Source organism: Shewanella waksmanii ATCC BAA-643 (assembly GCF_000518805.1).
Taxonomy (GTDB): Bacteria; Pseudomonadota; Gammaproteobacteria; order Enterobacterales; family Shewanellaceae; genus Shewanella; species Shewanella waksmanii.
The window spans coordinates 40,730-59,922 of sequence record NZ_KI912501.1 but is presented as its reverse complement, the minus strand read 5'-3'; the positions used below and the strand labels follow the sequence as shown (position 1 = coordinate 59,922).

Genomic DNA, 19,193 nt, shown 5'->3' with positions numbered 1-19,193 from the left:
GACCGAAAAAGTGCTAATACATTCCGATCAAGGTGTGCAATATACCTGTTCAGATTGGCGTAGTTTTCTTAAAGAACACAACCTTGAAGCAAGTATGAGCCGCAGAGGGAACTGCCATGATAACGCTGTTGCAGAGAGTTTTTTCTCACTCCTAAAGAAGGATAGAGTTAAGCGAAAAGTCTATAAAACCAGAGATGAAGCACGCTCAGAAATATTTAACTATATCGAATATTTCTATAATCCAGTGCGCCATCATGGTAGTAATAACGGACTGTCACCAATGAAGTTCGAAAAGCAGTATTTTGAGAAACTAGAAAGTGTCTAGATAACTAGGGGCTTACCAAATCGTACCGCAAGTGCAAATACTGGATACCATCTTTTGAAATAGAACGAGTGTCTAAAACTCCTAGTTTGACACGCAGAAGTTCTTGATTGTCACCTGTATATTCAATCGGTGGATATACTGACGCGCCTTCATACCACTTTGCAATTGGCACTCGTGTTTTTCGGTCATCTGCTTTTTGGTTATAAACCTCAATAATCCACTTGTGCAGTAATTCATTAAATAAACTAAAACTAATGGCAGCTTCTTTATCTGGTTGGTAATCCCCTTTAGCATCAATGCTTCTAAAGTTTTTGCCTGGTAGAGAGTCTAAAAACTCTATGTTTAATGTTCTAAAGAACCGCTCTATTTTGGGCTTTTTCCAAGGTTTGCCAACGGGATTGTAACTCGTATTTATACCAAGCTCTTTACAAGCAGACTCTAACGAATCCCCCCAAAACTTTACCCCATTATCAACGACTAATAGCTCAATTTTTCCATGGCAAGGCCAGTCAGCATTGATACTTGAAAAACTATTAGTTACATCATCTTTACTCAGCATGGTATTAACTAATGCTGCTCGAATAGATAAGTGACTAGGCTCATTAAAGCTGACGTAAAACCCCACAACGCAACTACTGTAGCAATCCACGAGAGCGGTAATAGTTGGACGACCAATCACTGTCTGGTTGTCTTCCATTAATACAGTGAAATCGAGTACCGTGTGATCTATCTCCACTCGCTCCATAACACTGGTTGGCTCAGCAAATTTATCACCTAGCTTGTACTTTTTTTGGACATAACTACGACCAAAACGAGCTAAGTCAACATCATAGGGTTCCAAACTTTTAATACGTGCATTAAATCCTGTATAAGAAAGAGGGGTTATAGCTCCTGATACCAAACGACTATTTTCAACTTGAATTAGATCACAATAGTAACGGTAGGTAGTTGCGACACTTGGACGCTCTTTTCGTAAATACTTGTCTTCCAGTGCTTTATTAAAATAAAAATCACCACTGCTATTTTTAAGGGCTCTATTACCTTTTTTACCATGGGAGGGAATAAGTGCGGTTATACAGAAATTAGATTTTCGATATTTACTGTACCAAGCAGCGATAGCGCGCCACTTAGGCTTAGGTTCATTATCATAGGAAGTCATCTGTGCCAGTAGTGGATCTATATTCTTCTGAGTCCAACCTCCACCTATACGTTTTTCAATAAATCTGATGTAGTGCAAACGCTTTTTAGTTTCATATTGAATAGCTTGATCATACATCTCGAGAGGTTTGCTAGCATGAACACTAATCGAGACTTCGGCATCACTATTTGCATTAAAAATCTCAGAATCGAAGTCATCGATTTCATCCTTAAATAGATCTGTATCTTCATCCATGAGCGATAGAAAGTTCAGTATCTAAACCAAAAGGAGTCGCAGCTAAGTCAAACTTTAATAGCCCCTGTGATGCGCCAATTAGCACCAGTTTATTAAGCTGCCCATGGGTTAACTTGGATTCATCAAGTAACTCACGAATTGTCACTACACCAAGCTTACGTACCAATGATAATATCCATTCAATTTGAGTATTGTATTTTGCATCTCCAGAATAGCGATGTAACAGTTTAAGATTATTAAGGAGTGGACCTTTGTGTAGCTGTCGTTCCGTGACTAATCTGAGCTCTATACCGAGCTCAATACAAGCCTGCTGCTTATGCCTAAACCTGTGCTTCACCTCTGGATCACTAGCCTCTTTTGAACACTTAACTTCATAGTAGATCTGCTTACCATCTGCGCTTGAGACTAGAAAATCGGGGGTATAAGGAAGGGACTTACCGTAATATTGGTAATAAAAACCGATAGGTTGTGCTTCAAAGGCTGACACCGACTTACTGTATTCAAAATGAAAGCAAGCATCAAACTCTAATGAAGACTCTAGCGTTAACGAAGCATGATTCTTTAAGCTAGCAAACTTAAAGAGATTCTTCACGCGAGAGTGCTTTATGTTTCTTTGATACATAAAAACACTCAGATGTAGTTAAATGACAAACAAACAGTACACTATGTGAACTTATAGTTCAAATTATGCACACTTATCTATCACTATGCAGACTTATATGTAATTTATGCAGGCTTATGCTTTAAACAACATTACTCATGTCCCCAAGGTACTGGTGGCAGTGTTACGGGTTTGCTTAAGTCAAAATCGACACGGAAATCTCGGTTTTCGCGGGTTAAGCGATAAGTAAATTCAGAGGGTTTGATATACATATGCCACACGTTGGTGATGGAAACATCAAGGCCATTTTCTCTAAAGTTATTGATTGAGTGAGCATCTGCAGGGAAAGATTGCTCGGTCGCGCTCCCCATGTCTGCGGTCATACCGCCATACATGGTCACTTTGTCTTCGCTACCATCTTCATGGCGATGGTCGTGAGCTAAATGCAAACCATACTGGGTTTTGGTGATCACCCAAGTACGTGAATGATCATCACCAACATGAAACGGCACTTTTAACTGGTCATCAGTGCATTCACGCACATGCATCACCAACTTCTTACCGCTGAACGCTGAATCAGCATCGTTACCCGCGGTTACGGTACCTTCAAAGGCTTTGCCGCAATGGGCGGCAATATTATCAAAAAATTGATTTTGCTCAGTGGTGGTTGCCATTGCAGGGGCTGCAAAAACGGCTGCAGAGGTCAGAAGCAGCGCCAGCTGTGAATTTTTTGTTGTTGTCATTGTTGTTCTCATAGCTATCTTATTCATGATGGATAGATGAGGCTAACATAAACAGATAAAAATTAACTTAACGGTCGTACACTAACCAAACCAAGTGGCGCACTTCTGCTCGGCCTGCTTACGAACGTCATCGTCGATATACAAACTTACCATCGCTAATGCGGCAGCTAGTGCGCCTAAATCATCAGAAAACCCGACTACGGGCGTCAAATCAGGTATCGCATCTAGCGGTGCAATAAAGTAAGCCAGTGCACCAAATATCACAGTCTTAGCCCATTTAGGCGTATCGGGCCTTTGCGCCGCGTAATATAGACATAGGGCATTATCAATCACTTCACGGCCAGCTTGTTTAGCAAACTGTTTCACTTTTTGCCAAAAGCTGGCATCACTGTAATCGTCCGGTCCGTGGGGCGTACCCGTTGAAGAGTCGTGCTGCTGAGACATAATTAACTCCTAAAAAATAGGGGGAACATCAATGATATTCCCCTATTTCTCGCCAAATAACTACTACCTTTGATGCTTAGGCGTTGTGCCCCAAGCATTTTTAGCCGGGCGACGCTTACTGTTTGCGTTAGCTTGCCCACCTTTACCAGTCGCTTTACCACTAGCTTGGCCGCCGGATTTAGCCGTGTTCTTATTGCCTGACTTAGGTTTATGACTAGGCTTTTTGTTACCTTTGCCCGCTTCTCTATCGGCAAATTGATCGCTACTAAAACGGGTGAAAGCCCTTTTACTGCCGTCTGCTTTGGCATTGCCGCCACCTTTGCGCTTACCACGGTTTGCTTCGCGCTCTTGACGAGATTCAGCCGGCACTAAACAATCTGGACCATTACCAATCAGCTTAGTTTTGCCCATATCGGTCAGTGCTTCACGAATAAGCGGCCAACCAGCTGGGTCATGATAACGTAACAAGGCTTTGTGTAGCTTACGCTGACGTCCGCCTTTGGGGACATCGACTTGTTCACTGGTGTGCTTAACATTCTTCAGTGAATTGAGTTCAGTATGATAAATCGTGGTGGCGTTCGCCATTGGTGATGGATAGAAGTTCTGTACTTGGTCTAGCTTGAACTTCTCGCCTTTTAACCACAGCGCTAAATTGACCATATCTTCATTGGTGGTGCCAGGATGCGCCGAGATAAAGTACGGGATCAGATACTGTTTCTTACCCGCTTCAGCAGAGTACTTGTCGAACAACTCTTTAAACTTATCGTAGGTGCCCATGCCGGGCTTCATCATCTTGTTGAGCGGCCCCTCTTCTGTGTGCTCTGGGGCAATTTTCAAATAGCCGCCCACATGATGACTGGCTAGCTCTTTCACATAGCGCGGATCTTCAGTCGCTAAGTCGTAACGCACCCCAGATGCAATTAGCACCTTTTTGATACCCGGTACATCTCGAGCAGCGCGATAAAGATCGATGGTTGCCTGATGGTCGGTATCTAAATGGCCGCATATTGATGGGAATACACAAGATAAGCGTCGGCAGGTTTTCTCTGCTTTCTCACTTTTACAGCCTAGACGATACATGTTGGCTGTTGGGCCACCCAAATCGGATATCACCCCAGTAAAACCGGGCACCTTGTCTTGAATATCTTTAATTTCTTTGACAATGGACTCTTGCGAGCGGCTTTGAATAATGCGCCCTTCATGTTCGGTGATCGAACAGAAAGAACAGCCACCAAAACACCCACGCATAATATTGATCGAGGTTTTGATCATGTCATAAGCCGGAATTTTATCCTGACCATAACTCGGGTGAGGCACTCGCTGGTAAGCTAAATCGAACACCCCATCCATCTCATCAGTGTTCAATGGCCACGCGGGCGGATTCACCCAAATAGCGCGCTTGGCATGGGGCTGGAATAAGGCTCTCGCACAACCTGGGTTTTGCTCTTGATGCAAAATACGCGAAGCATGGGCATACAGGTACTTATCTTCTGCGACCTTTTCATAGCTAGGTAGGAGTACATAGGTTTTTTCCCACGGCTTAGGTCGCGGCGGCTGCACAGAGATGGCTTTAGGTGCATCGTTATCAAACACCTTTTCATCTGTTGGGCCTGAAAGGTTTTTACACCCTACATCATCGGCACCATACGGATTAGGAATGGGGTCAATTTTATGTAATTGATCTAGCTTGCGCGAGTCCATGCCTTTCCATTCAGGCAAAGGCTCATTACGGATCACCGCAGTGCCACGTACGTTGTGGATCGCACTGATAGGCTCTCCGCTGGCGATACGATGAGACAGCTCAACTAAGGGGCGCTCAGCATTACCGTAGACGAGAATGTCAGCTTTAGCGTCCAGAATTACGGAACGGCGCACTTTATCTGACCAATAATCATAGTGGGCTATGCGGCGCAAACTGGCTTCAATGCCACCAATAACCACTGGCACTTGTTTAAAGGCTTCTTTGCAGCGCTGGGTATACACGGTGACGGCTCTATCAGGTCGCTTACCGCCAATGTTGCCCGCAGTATATGCATCGTCATGGCGCAGTCTACGCTCAGTCGTATAACGGTTGATCATCGAGTCCATGTTGCCAGCAGTCACACCGAAATACAGATTGGGCTTACCCAGCTCCATAAAGTCGTTTTTGTTCGACCAATCAGGCTGAGAGATTATCCCCACCCGAAAGCCTTGTGCTTCAAGCATACGGCCAATTACCGCCATACCAAAGCTGGGGTGGTCCACATAGGCATCGCCGGTCACAATGATGATGTCACAACTATCCCAGCCTAATTTACCCATCTCCTTGCGGGACATAGGTAAAAACGGCGCCGCTTTATGTTGCTCGGGGCGGTATTTAGAATGGGTAAATAGTGTCGATTCAACTTGCATGTATCTAGGTGCCTAACTCTGCTACAGTCGTTATCTGAACATTAAGTATAAACCTGCACCACAAAAAGCGGCGATAAATCAGGTAAACTTCGACAGTATAACAACCTCATCACTGACTAAAATGGACGCGGAGTATAACAGGCTCAGGCAGCTCTAGGCGAACAAAAATCAACCAAACCTTTAAGAAAATGCACTAAATGCAAAAAAAATGATATTAACCACAGACAGCGTAAGGACAAGCAACCAGCTAATTAACCCACCCATAAAACGCCCATAATGATAGCCGCCATTGCCTTGAGTCAGCCCCATAGCATGCAATAGGCGAGCAACAATCCAACTGATACCCACAATGTGCAACCATAGCGGTGCAAGACCTTGTGATTCTGCCACCACCATTAATAGCAAAACAAATGGTGCATTCTCCACTAAATTGCCATGCACGCGACAGGCCAGCTCGAGTGCGCGATTATCTGCAGTACCGATACCAACCTTGTGTAACCGGCGTAACTTAACCACCCGCATCGCTAACACCACCACTAAAATAGCGGTTAAACTGATATATAACCCCGAAATAGCAAACGTCATCTGTCTTCCTTGTTATCCATTGGCAAGCTTAATCTAGCCATTTATCCACAATGGCTTGTAGCTCGCCTGATTGTTTTAGTTCTGCAAATGCGGCTTGGTAGGCCGCAACAAGCTCAGTATCACTGTCTAAGTTCATGGCAATGGCCATTGGCGTCGGCGCAGACTTCACCACAGGTGAATGGGCTACAATAACATGATCATCTGCCATTTTTTCAAGTAGGTAGGCAAAAGAGTGGCGACCAGAAAGAATAAAATCAATCCGCCCTTTTCTTAGTAAACCGATGCTCTGGCTAAAACCATTGGTGATATACAGGTTTTGGTTACGGATAAAACCGTGACTCTCAAGCATGGGGATATTGGCATCATCTCTGGGTAAACTCGTTAGATAATTCACCCGTTGTGGCCAATCATCTAAGGTTAACTGTAGATTTTCTTTGCGGGTCCATATCCATAATTCGTCCCAAAATGGCAGCTCGCCTACCCAATGAAATTGGGCGAGTCGAGCCTGGGTTTTGGTGATCCCTAAAATAATGGTGTTTGGCCGAGTGCTAGCCAAATAGATGGCGCGACTCCAGGGGTAAATATCAATTGCCGGCGTTTGGCCTACGAGTTGGTCTAAGCGCTTAATGATTTCAATGGACAAACCATGGAGCTCACCCTGCTGATGAAATTGATAGGGCACCATTTCTTCAGCAACCACAATAAGCTTGTTGTCAGCTACGGCAACAGACTGGCACCAGCCTACAGCAATACATAGGCATATCCATAGCCGTCGACACCTTGCCCATTCACCCATGATTACCGCCGTTTATTTGCTGCTATTACAGGCTAACTTATGCTGGAAGTTATTGGTTTGCAATTGATATGAAAAATAATAACTTAAACAGAAACCACCCATCTACTTAGAGTATTGCGCTACTTTTTAGCTTTATGACTTAAGGTTAACTACCTCAAGTTAGCAAGTGCTAGCTTAGCCCACTAAAGGATAGGTGATAACCTCACTTTTCACCTAGTTAGATTTGCCATCAATTAGCAGAATATCGCTAATTTAGCCTATTTTTTTATTCTGTGTGTTAGGCACAAAAAAACCTGCAACTCGTTAACCTTTTTGGCACAAGATAGGTTACTATGCGCTCGCTTGAGCCTAGGCTCACTACTTGATTATTGGACGGTATCACCAGTGACCAACGAAGAGTTTATTGAAAAACGACGATTTATCATAAAATTGGGCAAATCTTTGCACAAATTTGGCACCCCTGCCTATCGTTTAGAAGCTCACTTACAAGCGGTTTCCAACTTGCTGGGTATCGACGGCTATTTCCTGATCTCTCCAACCGCGATGACCTTTGTACTGCAACATGATACCGACCAAGAGTATAACCATGTTGCTCGCGTGCGACCCGGTGAGCTAGATTTAGGCTCGCTAGCGCGTACCGATGAACTGGTCGATGAGCTCGTGACTGGGCAGCGTACTTTAGCCGAAGCGTTAGAGCGTCTTGAAGAGATCGCTAACAAGCCTAACCCCTATGGTAACCTGCTTACTTTGCTAGCGTTTGGTAGCTCAGCCGGCGCTTTTGCCATGCTAATGGGCACCAGTTGGAATGATGTGTTTTGGTCGGCACTGCTCGGATTTATGGTTTATTGGCTGGTCTACCGCGCCGAGCGATCTAAACGTATGGCTGAGACCCTCGAACCCCTAGCGGCAATTTTATGTGCCATTGCGGCCTGTGGTATTGCCCAGTACGACCCCAGTATTAATATTCCGGTGGTGATTTTATCGGGAATTATTATCTTCATCCCCGGCCTAGCGCTCACCTTAGGCTTGGCAGAGTTAGCCGCTCGCGATCTGATATCGGGTACTGCCCGCATCATGGATGCGTGTATGTTGCTGTTTAAGCTCTATTTTGGCGCCATATTTGGCATGGTGATCGGCCAGGCAATTTTTGGCGAAGCTATCTACTTTGAACCACAACCGTTACCGCAATGGGCGATATGGTCAGCAGTGCCGATTCTTTCTATGGCGCTGGTTATTATTTTCAAAGCGCGCCTTAAAGACTCCCCTTGGGGAGTACTCGCCGGTATCGTGGCCTTCTTTTCAGCCATGCTTGGCGGCATCTACTTGGGCGATTCAATAGGGATTTTCTTCGGCGCGCTGGCGGTTGGGATCTATTCCAACCTATACGCGCGGTGGATGAAAGCACCGGCGTCTATCGCATTGCTGCAAGGCATTGTTATCTTGGTACCCGGCAGTAAAACCTACATCGGCCTTAACACCCTCATTTTGGGTGAGACCATGCTTAACCAGAGCCACATTGGCACACAAATATTCCTTATTTTTATGTCACTCATCGCTGGACTGATTTTCGCCAACGTCGCCGTACCACCACGTAAAACCTTATAATTCATCTTTACAGCAGTCACTAGCTTATCCAGGGTAAGTTAGTGATTGTTGATGTAAAATCATCTACTTATTTTGTTTCCAACCTTGACTAAAGCTGGAACTCGGTCTGTTATTAATAGGTCACCTATTTATCGTGTTTAGCGCCTATGTCTCCTTAAGTTGATGGTTGGATTATATTGAAAAGCCGCTGTGGTACGTTCATTTTATTGCTCACTCTCAGCCCCGCAGCTTGGAGCGATGTACCACAAGCCCACACCACCGCGGTCACCTCCAGCGCACTAAACCAAGCTTCAGAACATAAAATCAGTAAAATTGTTATCGTCAGTAACCCCATTTTTGATGAATCAGATGAAGATGCATTTTTTATTCACGACTGGGCCAACTACCTACATATCAATACCCGAGAATCCACCATATTAAACAAGCTGGCATTTGACGAAGGTGACACAGTATCAGTCAAAGATCTGCAAGAAGCCCAGCGCATATTGCGCAAAGAGGCTTACCTGCGCGATGCGGAAATTAGCTTTACCCAACTTGATCCCAACGAGGAAAATAACCACAGTGAGCAAGTGATTTTAGTCGAGACATGGGATAACTGGTCACTGCTACCAACCTTTAGCCTGAGTCACAGTGGTGGTGAAAGTAAGTTCTCGGTGGGGATTAAAGAAGATAATTTGCTTGGTTACGGTATCCGCACTCGACTGCGTTACTCTTCTGATGACGATCGCAGCGGTTACAAATTTGCGATTGAAGCGCCACTCGATGGGTTTATCAAACATTCAACGGTCGCGGTAGATTTTCACGACAACAGTGATGGCCAAGCCACCCAACTGCTGTTCAACAAACCCTTTTATACCCTTGATAGCCTAGATATGTACGGGGTGAATTTTATTGATAATTTACGCACCGATACCATCAAACAAAACGGTGAAGACATCCGTGAGTTTGCCCATCAAATAGATTATCTAAACCTACAATATGGCCGACGAATTAGCCGTAATGCCACCTCGCGCAGCCGCTTGCTTTTCGGTATTACTCAAGATAAACATCAGTTTTCCCACGTGCTCGAATACCCTGATGCTCCATTGCCACAAGACCGCGACTTTCTCTACCCTTGGTTAGCCTATGAGTATCTAGATGATGATTTTAGGGTGCTCAATAATATCCACTTAATCAGTCATAATGAGGACGTTAACTTAGGCTGGCACCACTTTATTAAGCTTGGCATCGAAACCCAAGATCTCAACGACAGTGACCCCCTCGGTTATCATATCAACTATTACGCATCACGCGGTTATCAGGCTCACAATCACCTCACTTTACTGTCTTTTAGCGCTGAGGGGGTATTTGCTACTGCCCAAGCAGACCGCTACAAAGCCTCGTTTAGCGCGGAGTATTTTTATCACATCACGCCTAAATGGACCTCATATAGCAAAGTCAGGCTCACTGGTTCGAAGAATAATTACCTCGACCAACCCATGACGCTTGGCGATGAAACCGGGGTGCGTGGCTACCCAAATGATTATCAACATGGGGATAACCAGTGGCTATTCACCACTGAAATTCGTAACTACCCCAATATCAATCTTTATCAATTAGCTGATTTAGGCTGGGCGGTGTTTACCGATTTGGGTGAAGCGAGTGGCGGCAACTATCAAACCAATGCCATTGACGGCCCTATTGGCAGTGTTGGCATTGGCGCACGCATCTATTCATCACGTTCAAGCTACGGTAATGTGGCCCATATCAACTTTACCGTACCTTATAGAACCGGCCCTAATGTCGATAAATGGGAGTGGCAATTCCAAGTCAAACGCCATTTTTAACCGACAGCTTTATAGGGAAACCGTCGATAAGGATGGACTAATTCGCCGCTAGAACTGGCCTAAAAAAGCTGCGTTCATAACTCACTATACAATCGGTTTCAGCGCCGAATTGAAATGCCTTCTGGCAATCTGGACAAGTTAACGACTGCTGGCGATAGCCTTCATACGCCGCCAAGCTCGCAAAAGTAAACAATGCTAGCGCAACGTTATTAGCGCCTTCAGACGGCAGAAAATAACCATTGTGCTGACCACCGAACTTTTCCACTAACGGAATCCACATCTTGGCATACGTTTCAAATTCGCTGATTTTTTTAGGGTCTATAATGTAGCGCACATAACAGGTGACCATAGTGATTTCCTCCTTAAAATAATCCCTAAGCATACCTGCTTATCGGCTGGCTCGCTGACCTTTAATGAGCAGTAAAATAAAGTACATGCCACCCACAACAGACACCACAGTGCCCGCCGCAATCTGCGACGGATAAACCACGTTCTGCCCTATCCAGTCTGACAAAATCATCAGGCCCGCTCCCATCAAGGCTGCAACCGGTAATTGCTGCTGCGCTTTTTTCGCTCCCAGCATCACCGCCATATGCGGCGCAAGCAAACCCACAAAAGCCACAGGCCCCATCGTGGCTGTCACAAATGCACACAGCAATGCCACACAGCAAAGCAGCAGAAGAAATGCGCGAGGAACATTGAGACCTCTCGCCTTGGCAAAATCACGGCCCGTTGAAATCAGTGTTAACCAGCGGCTGGTCAACAGTGCAAATGCCATTAAACCCGCTACGCCAAACAGCAGCCACAAAGACGCCACATTAGAGACCCGATATGTCGACCCAGCTAACCAACTCAAAATGGTGTAAGAGGTTTCATCACCGCGCGCCAGCGCAAATTGCACTAGGGCTTCAATGAGTGCCGTTAACGCAATGCCGGTTAAAATCAGCATAGATGGTGCAAATTGGTGCCGTCTGCCAAGCAGTAACAGTAGGCCGAGTACGGCCATGCTACCCGCAAATGCAATGAAAGGTGCGGCATCAAAAATATTCAACCCAATAAAGACACTGCCAGCGACCAATGCGCAGGTAGCACCGGCCGATATCCCGAGAATATCGGGGCTTGCCAATGGGTTATAAATCAAACGTTGCAGCAGCACCCCAGCCACTGCCAAACCAGCTCCAGCGGCGATACTGGTCGTGAGCCTTGGCCATTGAATTTGCCAATCAAAAGCACTGGGTAGCTGCCACTGCCAAACAGTATGCGCGTCAATAGTGGCTTGGCCAAATAGCAGCGATACCACTGCTAATACCGCCACGCCCACAGCCATCCATACCACCCCGGATGCGCGCATTTGGTAGGCACTTTTAGGCATTGAAAATGACAACTGATCTTGCGCTGATAATTTACGTCGCGTAAACCATATTAACGCGGGCGCGCCAATCAGGGCGGCCGCGGTACCTGAAGGCACCACATCGAAAGTCAGCGTGCTCATCAGCATTGCTAGCGCATCGGTCGCCACCAGCACGATTGCACCTAATAACATACTTAGCAGCAGCTCATCTTTGGGAGTCCGAGCCCCCAATTGCCGGGCAATATTAGGTGCTAATAGGCCAATAAAACTGATCACGCCAACGGTGGTGATCGACACAGACACGAGCCAAATACCTAAGGTAAATAATCCTAAAATTGCAGGGATGATATTTAAACCACGGGCAGCTGCGCCGGCTTGTCCCATGCGTAATAACGCTAGAATACGCGGCGCAAACACAAAAATCAGAATAGCGATCATAAGCTTGGGCCATAACCACTGCACTTGCTGCCAACCGTTTTGTGCTAAATCACCCGCCCCCCAAATAAACAGGTTTTTCGCGTATTGATCGTTAAGCAAGATAATGGCTGTCGCTACCGCGCCCAGTAAGATATTAACCGCCATACCTGCCAGCACCACAGGTAAACCAGACAAGTTATTGATGCCGGCGATAAGAATCACTAAGCCTAAGGTCAGCATGGCACCCGTTGTTGCCGCCAGCGGCGCGTAATCGCCAACCCAGGCTGGGAACCACACATTCATCGCCACTAACGCCAACCAGGCACCGGAAGCGGTACCTAAAGTCATTGGTGATACCAATGGGTTTTGGGTTAGTTGCTGCATCAAGCTACCGACTAAACCTAATACCGCCCCCACCATCAATGCCATCACAATACGCGGCATTTGCGCTTCGACAAACATGATAGCGTCAAAGTCATTAGCCAAGTTGCCGCGCTCAGCGAAGTGAATCAGTAACTGCCATTGCTGCGCTAAACTAATTTGGGTGTCGACTTGCGCAGATATGACGCAGAACACCAACAAGATGGCTAGGCAGAACAGATAGCGCAAGCTCACCGAAGCCATCATGGGGTCACCTCAGTAGCACTGGTTTTACGCGGTGCAATAGCCAATAGGCTTTGGGTCAAGGCCTCAGCCATATACTCTATTGATACCGCGCCACCGTAATTCCACGCCGAGGCCACTGAGCTCATTTTGCCATCCCGAACAAACGGCATGGCATTCCACATCACACTGCCCGCCAGTTGCTCCTCCTGGGCAAAGGGCTCGAAATACAAAGCCACCCCTTCACCAATATGCCTAAGGTTTTTCAGTCGCTGCTGTTTCACGCCCCATTGGGTCGGCCCTTGCTTGATTGCCGGCGCAATACCCAAGCGCTGCAACGCATACTGCGCAGTTGAGTTATCACCGTATTGATATACCGAGGTCATACTGGCAAAGCGAAAGGTAGTGACGGTTGGTAGCTGGCCCGCATAGGCTTGCATGAGCTGTGTTTTTAAGTCTGCTAAGCGTTGATCCATTTGCGCCAGTCGTTGCTCTGCCTGTTGCCGGCGGCCCAATAGTGTGGCGATATGCTTAAAATTATCAATTGCAGCTTGGGCGTTATTATGCTGCTCGCTGTAGGTTTGAAAAAACAGTACTGGCGCAATTTGCTGTAGCCGCGGCATTAAGTCTAACTGTGGCGAGGCAATAATAATCACATCCGGCTTGAGTGACGCTAGACGCTGCAAGTTTGGCTCAACACGGCTGCCAATATCCATCACACTGTCGGGCACTTCTGGTTTCATAACCCATTGACGGTATTCGCCGATGTCCGGCATCGCAATGGGCGTGACACCCAGTGCCAATACTTGCTCGGCAATATCCCAGTTGAGCGCTGCTACCCGTGATGGTACATGCTCGAATGTATGTTGGCCTTGGCTGTCTTGAACCACGATGACATCTTGTGCGCGGCTAATATTAGTCAATAAGGTGATTGCCACAAGACTCATCAATAGCAGGGCTTGTTGGCAGCGTACTAACATACAATCGCGACTTTATGTGGTCGATGAGGATGGTCGATAAGCGTAACAGGTGTGGCGTATAAATCGCTGAGCCGTTGCTCATCTTGCAGCAAACTAACATCGCCATGAAAAGCCACTTTCCCCGCTTTCAAAGCCACAATTTGGGTGGCATAACGCAAGGCTAAATTCAGATCATGCAAGATAACAATCACGCCTTTACCTGTGGTTTTATTGAGGCGACTGAGTAAATCCATTAACTGATACTGGTGTTGAATATCCAGTGCTGAAGTGGGCTCATCGAGGATCAAAAGTTCTGCTTGCTGAGCGAGCAGCATGGCCACCCAAGTCCGCTGGCGCTCACCACCTGAAAGCTGGTCGGCCAAGGTATCTTTAAACTGTGTCACCCCGGTTTCCGCCACTGCATCAGCGATGATTTGCTCATCTTCTTTGCGCCAACGGCCTAAGGTTCCGCGCCACGGGAAACGGCCTAACCTAACAAGTTCGGCGACATTCAACCCCGCCACTTCAGGCAACTTTTGCGGCAAGTAAGCCACGGTTTGTGCCAGTGCTTTAGCACTGTACTGCTGCAAGGTTTTGTCCGCTAAGGTGACGGTTCCCTGCTCGGGCTGGAATTGATTGGCAAGTAAGTTAACCAAAGTCGATTTACCAGAACCATTGTGTCCTAGTACCACAGTTAACGCGTGAGGATCGATATTTAGCTGCTCAATACCTAAGATTGTGCGCTGCTCGCGGATCACTTTGACATCTTTTAGTTGATACATGTATTACTCTTTACTTGAGCCGAGGGCAATTGGCACATTTACTTCCAGTTTGGGTTTTATAGACCGCGCAGCAGCTGCTGCGTTGCAATACTAATTTACCTTCACAATTGCTGTGAACCGTATCAAGCGCACGAAGGGGTAACGACATCGCCTCAAGCCACCAACCAATATGCTGACGTAAGCTAGCAGTGGGCATCTCTGGATGCGTTTGCTGTAACAATAATAGGCGACTGATTAACGTATCAGCTAATAGCGTATCGGTAAACTTAGGTCGGCATCGCACAGACTGGTCGAGCTCAACTCGATAATGGTCAAACATGGCACGCAACTGTTGCCCGGCTTGCTGAATAAGTTGCTTGACTGAGCCACTTGCACAGGCAGTACAGCTAAAACTGAAACCTGCCACCACACCATCACAATGGCGCTGCTGCATATGCTGCAAATTAGGTAAAGCCTGACATTGATAGATGGCGGTAACCGCAAGATACAAAGGTTGCCAAGTCAGCAAATCCCAGCTTCTGGTGAGCCAGTAACTGCGGCCCGCTTCTGGCGCTTGTTGCTGTAGATGATGATGCAGTGACTTAATGGTCGTGACGTTGCTGCCATTAACACTGATGTGACTGTCATTCGCTTGCAGTTCTGCCGTTGCCATCGCCTTAAGGTAGGGCGACAGTTGTTCACAGTGCTGATAAATCTGCTGAATAACCTGTTGTGTCATAGTTCACCAAACGGGTTAAGCGGTGAGCCTGACTCACCGCTTAACCACACTTTAGAAATTATACTTAAAGTTCAGTTCGATATTGCGCTCTGCGCCATACCAGCAGTTCACTGAGTCATAACAGGTATAGTACTCTTCATTGAACAGGTTGTTGGCCACAAGGTTTACGCTGGCACCAAGCAAGCTGGCACTGAGTTCGCTCAGATCGTATCCCACAGAGAGGTCAACTAAAGTGTACGACTCAACTGTGTCGGTGTTCATTGCATCCATCTGCATTTCACCCACATAGCGAACGCCGCCACCAATGCGCATACCGGCTAGTGCACCGTCATCGATGTGATAGTTAGTCCATAGTGACGCGGCATGTTTAGGCACATAAATAGGTTGTGTACCTTGTAAACCATTGCCGGCATCTTTAGTAATTTCCATATCGATGTAGGTATAGTTCAGTGCGACATCAAAGTTATCGGTCACAAACCAATGGCCTTCAAACTCAGCGCCACGGGATTCGATTTCACCAATTTGTAGCTTGTCACCCCAAGGATCATCAGGGTTGGCCATCAGCGCGTCACTTTTAACAATGTTGAAAAATGAAATCGCTGCCGTTTTACTGGCATCATCAGAGCTATATTTTAAACCGAACTCAAACTGCTCACCCATTTCAGGCTTGTAGGTTGTTCCGTCGGTTTTAGTGCCTGCAACAGGTTCAAAGCTAGTGGCATAGCTAATGAAGGGGGAAATACCATTTTCAAACTCATACATGGCTCCCACACGGTAAGAGAACTCTTGCTGATCGGCCTGAGTTTTACTGGCACCATAATCGTCAGAGTAGTCGCTCGATGAGCTATAGTCGTCCCAGCGGCCGCCAACAATCATGATTAATTGGTCAAAACGCATTTGGTTTTGGAAATACACGCCCAACTGCTCAACTTGCACATCATCAGTCGCGTCATAGGTCGATGACAACTGAGATGGGTCAATCATATCGTTATTCGGGTTAAAGATATTAAAGGTCCCAAATTGGCTAGTTGTGCCGTACTCTGAATATGCAGACACCCCATCAAGTTTCTGGTAATCCAAACCAAACAATAGATTATGTTCAACGCTGCCGGTCATCACTAAGCCCGACAATTGGTTGTCTATGGTGTAACCGGTTGAGCTTTCTTCAGTGCTGTAAATATTACGATCTAGATTACCTGTGGTCGGATCAAAGTTATCACCAATATGATAGGTATTCTTTTGGGTCAGTGACGCATCCATATAGCGGAAGTTCTGCAAGAACGACCAGTTATCATTGAATTCATGATTAATTTTATAACCCGCTAATACAAACTCACGCTCAAATTCAGACCAGTTTTTATCGCCTGCAAAGGTCGATGGGCTGGTGCTGCCATTAGGGTTATCGTAAATCATCCCCGATGCGGGTAGCGATGAGTTCATCCCCATTGATGGGTCTTTTTGATAGTACAGGTTGAAATTCACATAGGTGCTGTCAGATACATTCCAGTCAATCGACGGGGCAAATACAAAGCGCTCCTCTTCAGTATGATCCACTTGACCATCTTTACTGCGCGCCAATGCAATCACTCGATAAGAAAAATCGCTGTCGCCAATTTGTCCGGTAGTATCAATTGACGCTTCCATTAGGTTATGCGAACCGGTGGCTACATTGACCTCAGTGCTGCTGGTGCTTTGTGGCGTTTTCGCAATCATATTCACCATGCCACCTGGTGGCATAGAACCATAAAGTACCGATGTTGGGCCTTTAAAAACTTCGACCTGTTCTAACGCGATAGGATCAATTTGCGGTTGCAAGTTCCAACCATTGAGGTACTGCAGTACTAGACCATCATAGTAGCTCTGATTAACGTCAAAACCACGAATGTTAAAGGTGTCATACATAGTTACCGCGCCACCTTTTTGCTCAGTGGTCACACCCGGTACGTAGCGCAATGCTTGGTTTAAAGATTTCACACCACGCTCATGCAGTAACTCACTATCAATAACCGTAACGCCTTGTGGCGTTTCTTGCGGTGTGAGGGCGGTTTTGGTTGCGGTATTACGGTAAGCTTGACCCAGTACCGTAATGGTTTCCATTGTTGGGATCTCAATGGCGAGATCATCACTTTCAGCCGCTACGACCTGCGCTGAACATACTAACGACGTGCTAATTGCTGTCGCAACCACTGTTAGCTTAAATGACTTGTTAAATGCTGTTGAGACCATGCCGCCCTCTTCTACCCTGTAACCGTGTCGATTATTAACTTAACCTGAACACTAATGAGAATGATTATCAAGCGCAGATGGTATACTGTTTCATTTGCTCACATTTAACAATTTGGTGCATTAAAGTAGGAAAGTCGCAAATAGCTGCTTAAATCGCGAGTGGAATCACAGTTTTGTAGAGGGGGAAACGGGTAACCAATACTCCATTTTATTCGGTTCTTGGCCGAGCAGCGTCAGCTCGCCATAGCATTCAAGCTCAAAGCCATTGACGCTGTCATAGCCGGAATCTGGCAGCCATTCACAAATCAGCCATTCAACCAACTGGCTAAAGCCACTCAACTGGCCTTGATATGACACTACGGCATATTCTTGGGCCGGAATAGACAACGAAGCCAACGCTGACTCACTAAGCTGTGCTTGCAACAAGCCTAACTGTTCGGGCACCAGATCTAGCCCTGCCCAATATTCGACACTTTGCTGCTGATCATTGGTGAGGCGAGTATCTACCACACCTATCATTTGACCACTGAGCGATTCAATTTTAGCCACCTGTGCCAGCAGCTTTTCCCACGTCAGCGGTACTTGGGTATAAAAATCAGGGTTGTCAGCTAATACCCCTTGCAGCGAGGTGGATAACCCGGTGATTTGCAACGGCGAACGGTATTCAATACGGGTATGTAAAAAGGCTCTGTCGATGGGTTCGCCATAGCGAATCTTGATGGGCGTGCGCAGCCCGACTCGAATACCCCGACGTCGATAAGCGCTGGGGCTTAAGCCGAAAAACTGTTTAAAAGCACGACTAAAACTTACCTCGGAGGCAAAGCCATGCTGCAGCGCAACATCTAGCATACGGGCATCACTTTGCAATACGGCATCAGCTGCTAGGCTCAATTTCAGCTCACGAACATACTGTGCAACATTAAGGCCTGTTTGCTGTTGAAAAATACGCTGCAACTGCCAACGAGACACGCCACAAACCTCAGCTAAATCATCTAAAGCTAATGCTTGCTCCAAATTATCATGGATATAGGCCAACACTCGCTCTGTTCGAGTGAAAGGACTTTGGCGTGACATGATGCTCTCTTTACTAGTGATATTGTTGATAAGCTACGCGATATAAAATTTATAGCAAGTCACGCAGCCAGTTCACTGTTATCCATTTTAGTATCAGCCGCCACTTGTTCAATAAACTATTCACGAGCTGACCGCTATCGATTAGGGTGCCACAAACGGGTCACTCAGCGAGAGTTTAGCGCTTCTGAGGCAAGGTCCTTAAATGCTCCTCGGTAACTGCTCCTGCGTTACCCTACCTCCTATATCCCTATAGTCGTGCATTAATGACATTCACCACATCCATGTGGTTTGCAACGAGTGAAGAGCATAGTCATTCTATGGTTAAGCTCGTTAACATAGCATCAGAATCGCTAA

17 protein-coding genes are annotated in these 19,193 nt (G+C 46.3%); 3 read left to right on the top strand and 14 right to left on the bottom strand.

What is annotated here, in order from left to right; all coding sequences use genetic code 11:
* Nucleotides 1-325 (top strand): IS3 family transposase (locus L865_RS0122710; RefSeq protein WP_028775316.1); only part of this gene is annotated, 325 nt, incomplete at its 5' end.
* Between the two features lie 4 nt (nt 326-329).
* Here L865_RS0122710 and L865_RS24425 read toward each other — a convergent pair.
* The 7 genes from L865_RS24425 to L865_RS0122675 all read right to left on the bottom strand — a co-directional run bounded on the left by L865_RS24425 (nt 330) and on the right by L865_RS0122675 (nt 7,278).
* Nucleotides 330-1,718, bottom strand: coding sequence for a DDE-type integrase/transposase/recombinase (locus tag L865_RS24425; RefSeq protein WP_051484784.1), 1,389 nt, complete (start codon nt 1,716-1,718; stop codon nt 330-332).
* On the bottom strand, nt 1,711-2,310 hold the full coding sequence (locus L865_RS0122700) for a TnsA endonuclease N-terminal domain-containing protein (RefSeq protein WP_051484782.1): 600 nt from the start codon (nt 2,308-2,310) through the stop codon (nt 1,711-1,713). Before L865_RS0122700 ends, L865_RS24425 begins: the two co-directional genes overlap by 8 nt.
* 161 nt (nt 2,311-2,471) lie before the next feature.
* Nucleotides 2,472-3,062: a hypothetical protein gene (locus L865_RS0122695; RefSeq protein ID WP_028775314.1), complete on the bottom strand. Its 591-nt coding sequence runs from the start codon at nt 3,060-3,062 to the stop codon at nt 2,472-2,474.
* A gap of 81 nt (nt 3,063-3,143) precedes the next feature.
* A complete protein-coding gene (locus tag L865_RS0122690; protein WP_028775313.1) occupies nt 3,144-3,506 on the bottom strand; it encodes a YkvA family protein in 363 nt (120 codons plus the stop codon).
* A gap of 63 nt (nt 3,507-3,569) precedes the next feature.
* Nucleotides 3,570-5,897: a YgiQ family radical SAM protein gene (locus L865_RS0122685; protein WP_028775312.1), complete on the bottom strand. Its 2,328-nt coding sequence runs from the start codon at nt 5,895-5,897 to the stop codon at nt 3,570-3,572.
* 180 nt (nt 5,898-6,077) lie between these two features.
* A complete protein-coding gene (locus L865_RS0122680) occupies nt 6,078-6,482 on the bottom strand; it encodes an MAPEG family protein (RefSeq protein WP_028775311.1) in 405 nt (134 codons plus the stop codon).
* 28 nt (nt 6,483-6,510) lie between these two features.
* Entirely contained in the window at nt 6,511-7,278 is a 768-nt protein-coding gene (locus L865_RS0122675; protein ID WP_028775310.1) for a substrate-binding periplasmic protein, read from the bottom strand.
* A 384-nt stretch (nt 7,279-7,662) separates the two neighbouring features.
* Between L865_RS0122675 and L865_RS0122670 the strand changes: the two genes are divergently transcribed.
* Nucleotides 7,663-8,883, top strand: a complete 1,221-nt coding sequence (locus L865_RS0122670) for a threonine/serine exporter family protein (RefSeq protein WP_028775309.1) — start codon at nt 7,663-7,665, stop codon at nt 8,881-8,883.
* 176 nt (nt 8,884-9,059) lie between these two features.
* Nucleotides 9,060-10,709, top strand: a complete 1,650-nt coding sequence (locus L865_RS24420) for a BamA/TamA family outer membrane protein (protein WP_372847443.1) — start codon at nt 9,060-9,062, stop codon at nt 10,707-10,709.
* A 37-nt stretch (nt 10,710-10,746) separates the two neighbouring features.
* Here the strand turns inward: L865_RS24420 and L865_RS0122660 are convergent, their stop codons facing one another.
* The 7 genes from L865_RS0122660 to L865_RS0122630 form a co-directional block, all read right to left on the bottom strand.
* Nucleotides 10,747-11,058: an NIPSNAP family protein gene (locus L865_RS0122660; RefSeq protein WP_028775308.1), complete on the bottom strand. Its 312-nt coding sequence runs from the start codon at nt 11,056-11,058 to the stop codon at nt 10,747-10,749.
* Between the two features lie 39 nt (nt 11,059-11,097).
* The gene (gene fhuB / locus L865_RS0122655) at nt 11,098-13,104 is read right to left on the bottom strand and encodes a Fe(3+)-hydroxamate ABC transporter permease FhuB (protein ID WP_245608482.1); all 2,007 of its coding nucleotides are present in this window, start codon (nt 13,102-13,104) and stop codon (nt 11,098-11,100) included.
* The gene (locus L865_RS0122650; protein ID WP_028775306.1) at nt 13,101-14,060 is read right to left on the bottom strand and encodes an ABC transporter substrate-binding protein; all 960 of its coding nucleotides are present in this window, start codon (nt 14,058-14,060) and stop codon (nt 13,101-13,103) included. Before L865_RS0122650 ends, fhuB begins: the two co-directional genes overlap by 4 nt.
* The gene (locus tag L865_RS0122645; RefSeq protein WP_028775305.1) at nt 14,054-14,821 is read right to left on the bottom strand and encodes an ABC transporter ATP-binding protein; all 768 of its coding nucleotides are present in this window, start codon (nt 14,819-14,821) and stop codon (nt 14,054-14,056) included. Before L865_RS0122645 ends, L865_RS0122650 begins: the two co-directional genes overlap by 7 nt.
* Nucleotides 14,822-14,831: 10 nt before the next feature.
* A complete protein-coding gene (locus L865_RS0122640) occupies nt 14,832-15,539 on the bottom strand; it encodes a siderophore ferric iron reductase (protein ID WP_028775304.1) in 708 nt (235 codons plus the stop codon).
* 51 nt (nt 15,540-15,590) lie between these two features.
* The gene (locus tag L865_RS0122635; protein ID WP_028775303.1) at nt 15,591-17,765 is read right to left on the bottom strand and encodes a TonB-dependent siderophore receptor; all 2,175 of its coding nucleotides are present in this window, start codon (nt 17,763-17,765) and stop codon (nt 15,591-15,593) included.
* A 165-nt stretch (nt 17,766-17,930) separates the two neighbouring features.
* Nucleotides 17,931-18,839: a helix-turn-helix domain-containing protein gene (locus tag L865_RS0122630; protein ID WP_037471806.1), complete on the bottom strand. Its 909-nt coding sequence runs from the start codon at nt 18,837-18,839 to the stop codon at nt 17,931-17,933.
* Nucleotides 18,840-19,193: the final 354 nt, after the last annotated feature.

What these genes read in the sequence shown, in the direction of transcription:
- L865_RS24425 (WP_051484784.1), bottom strand. Translation starts at nt 1,718, where the DNA reads ATGGATGAAGATACAGATCTATTTAAGGATGAAATCGATGACTTCGAT.
- L865_RS0122695 (WP_028775314.1), bottom strand. Translation starts at nt 3,062, where the DNA reads ATGACAACAACAAAAAATTCACAGCTGGCGCTGCTTCTGACCTCTGCA.
- L865_RS0122690 (WP_028775313.1), bottom strand. Translation starts at nt 3,506, where the DNA reads ATGTCTCAGCAGCACGACTCTTCAACGGGTACGCCCCACGGACCGGAC.
- L865_RS0122685 (WP_028775312.1), bottom strand. Translation starts at nt 5,897, where the DNA reads ATGCAAGTTGAATCGACACTATTTACCCATTCTAAATACCGCCCCGAG.
- L865_RS0122680 (WP_028775311.1), bottom strand. Translation starts at nt 6,482, where the DNA reads ATGACGTTTGCTATTTCGGGGTTATATATCAGTTTAACCGCTATTTTA.
- L865_RS0122675 (WP_028775310.1), bottom strand. Translation starts at nt 7,278, where the DNA reads ATGGGTGAATGGGCAAGGTGTCGACGGCTATGGATATGCCTATGTATT.
- L865_RS0122660 (WP_028775308.1), bottom strand. Translation starts at nt 11,058, where the DNA reads ATGGTCACCTGTTATGTGCGCTACATTATAGACCCTAAAAAAATCAGC.
- fhuB (WP_245608482.1), bottom strand. Translation starts at nt 13,104, where the DNA reads ATGATGGCTTCGGTGAGCTTGCGCTATCTGTTCTGCCTAGCCATCTTG.
- L865_RS0122650 (WP_028775306.1), bottom strand. Translation starts at nt 14,060, where the DNA reads ATGTTAGTACGCTGCCAACAAGCCCTGCTATTGATGAGTCTTGTGGCA.
- L865_RS0122645 (WP_028775305.1), bottom strand. Translation starts at nt 14,821, where the DNA reads ATGTATCAACTAAAAGATGTCAAAGTGATCCGCGAGCAGCGCACAATC.
- L865_RS0122640 (WP_028775304.1), bottom strand. Translation starts at nt 15,539, where the DNA reads ATGACACAACAGGTTATTCAGCAGATTTATCAGCACTGTGAACAACTG.
- L865_RS0122635 (WP_028775303.1), bottom strand. Translation starts at nt 17,765, where the DNA reads ATGGTCTCAACAGCATTTAACAAGTCATTTAAGCTAACAGTGGTTGCG.
- L865_RS0122630 (WP_037471806.1), bottom strand. Translation starts at nt 18,839, where the DNA reads ATGTCACGCCAAAGTCCTTTCACTCGAACAGAGCGAGTGTTGGCCTAT.